This window comes from Campylobacter sp. W0014, from assembly GCF_020135975.1.
Lineage (GTDB): Bacteria > Campylobacterota > Campylobacteria > Campylobacterales > Campylobacteraceae > Campylobacter_D.
In genome coordinates, this window is record NZ_JACHTR010000056.1 from 1 (window position 1) to 2,322 (window position 2,322).

The window sequence follows — 2,322 nt, forward strand, 5'->3', positions numbered from 1 at the left end:
TGCTGGTTCAGGTTTTTCAGCTGGTTCTGGAAATTCTCAATTTGCTACTTTTAAAGTATCAGCAGGAAATGATGCAGGAGTTACAGATAAAAACGCAGGTGTTACTACACTTAAAGGGGCTATGGCGGTGATGGATATAGTAGAGACTGCTACGACAAATTTGGATCAAATCAGAGCAGATATTGGTTCAGTTCAAAATCAACTTCAAGTTACCATTAACAATATTACCGTAACTCAAGTGAATGTAAAAGCGGCCGAATCAACCATAAGGGATGTAGACTTTGCTGCTGAAAGTGCGAATTTTTCAAAGTATAATATCCTAGCTCAAAGTGGATCTTATGCGATGAGTCAGGCAAATGCTGTTCAGCAAAATGTCTTAAAACTTTTACAATAAATGAGGATTTTTTTATCCTCATTATAGAAGTTTTCTTTTTTCAAGCTCATCTTGTAAAGGCAAGATGGCTTTTTTTAATACGATATTTTGGGTGCTTACAAGTTCAAAAATACTTTCGATTAAAGACTCATGTGCATAAAGCCAAGCAAAGAGTTTATTTTGTTTTTCGCTTTCATTTTTAAAATTTTGAAAATACAAAGGAGCTAGTAAGCTTTCTTCATGATAGAGTGTTGGTCCTAGAATTTCAAGTAAAAAGGCATAACGTTTAGAGTCTAAGCGAGTTTTAAATTTGTCTAAATTTCTATTGATTTGATCTAGTGTGAGTTTAGATTTTCCTCTTTTTAAAGAAGCTAATTGATTTTTAACTTTTTTGCATTCTTTTAAAAAGGTAGCGGTTAAGCTTAATTGTTTTTTGATTTTTTGATAAGCTTTAAGCATGAGTTCGTTTCTTTGATTTTTCGAAAGCTTAGGAATTTTAGCAAAAGGCTTTTTAAGATCTTTTTTGAGTAAAGTTTTGCATATTTCTTTAAAAGGTTTTTCTATAGCTCCTTCTATCCTAGCTCCTCCTTCGGTGCAATTATAAGTTTTGATTTTGTTTTTATTATTTGAAGTGATAAAATTTTCAAAGATTTCTCTAAAAAGTGTCCAAATTTCAGAACTTTGAACAATGCCTTCTCCTCCGTAGGCTGTGGTTGTAAATTTGTTAAAATCTCTTTGAAAATGTCCTTCGTGAAAATCTTCATATAAGAAATTTTTAACATGAGATTTTCCATCTTTGCTATAAGCAAGATCTTGTCCTATTAGAATGATATTTTTGAAATTTAAATGAATAGCTAGTTCATAATTCATGTGAGCTACACTCATTCCACAACTCATATAGCCAAATTCATTAAGCTCTAGCGAAGTGGCAAAAGACATGGGTCTAGTAACTAAGATGTATTCTCTTTTATTTTTCTCAAGGTAAGTTATGGTATTTTTATGAACCAAAGAAGTTACAACAAAAGTAATTCCTTGATCAAAATCTTTAAAGTCATTATTAAAACATTCTGCTGTGTAGTGATCTCTTTCCATCATGCAAACATAATCAGGCTTTATATTATGCTTTGCTAATATCGCATAAGCACTATCGGCACAAAAAATTGTGGCTTTATTAACATATTTTTTAAGCAAAGGCAGTTGTTTTTCAAGACTAGGTCCTGTTGAAACGATGATGGCTACATTTTCATTTTTGGTGTTTTTTCTTTTTTTGAGCAGGGTTTGGTAACTTGGATGATTGATCATTTTAGGGATATTTCTTGTAAATTGTTCTATACCTTGCATCGCATCTTTAGGATCATTTCCTTTTCTAAGACTGATATTTTTAATGGCTTTTGAATTTAAGGTATTAACCCTTAACATATCCTCTTCATAGTTTTTATAAAATTCAGAATGCAAATGTAGATTATAAATCTTAAAAAATCTATTGATTGAACTTTGTGTAAAAATAGTATCAGCTTTGGTATAACTCATATGAGGAGTATAGATTAAGATTAGTCTCCCTTTTCTTAAATCTTCACTAAAATCAAGTAAATTAAGCGCGATAAATATGATTTCTATTTCTTTTTCAAAAACAACGATTCTTTTGTGATTTTTATTTTGAAGTAAAACTTTATATAAAATTCCATTTCCTAACCCATAAAAAAATAAGGATGGATATCTTTCATATTCTTTGAAAAATTCAATTTTTTCTTCTAATTCTTTTAAAGGATTTTTATAGATCGTTTTTAAGTTTCTTTTTTTAATGATATTGATATCTAAGTTATCTTTACCAAAAGTATAGGAAAATTCTCTAAGTTCTTTGATTTTTTTTAATTCTTCTTTGAGCTCTTCATATTCTTTACCATTTATAGCTTTTAAGTTTTTATTAAAAATTTCATTTTGCATTTTTT

General features: G+C 29.5%; 2 protein-coding genes. One reads left to right on the plus strand and one right to left on the minus strand.

Going from position 1 to position 2,322, the window contains the following annotated elements:
* On the plus strand, nt 1–394 hold a 394-nt coding region (locus H2277_RS08810), incomplete at its 5' end, for a flagellin (protein ID WP_337201940.1).
* 21 nt (nt 395–415) lie between these two features.
* Here the strand turns inward: H2277_RS08810 and H2277_RS08815 are convergent.
* Nucleotides 416–2,317: a motility associated factor glycosyltransferase family protein gene (locus H2277_RS08815; protein ID WP_337201941.1), complete on the minus strand. Its 1,902-nt coding sequence runs from the start codon at nt 2,315–2,317 to the stop codon at nt 416–418.
* Nucleotides 2,318–2,322: the final 5 nt, after the last annotated feature.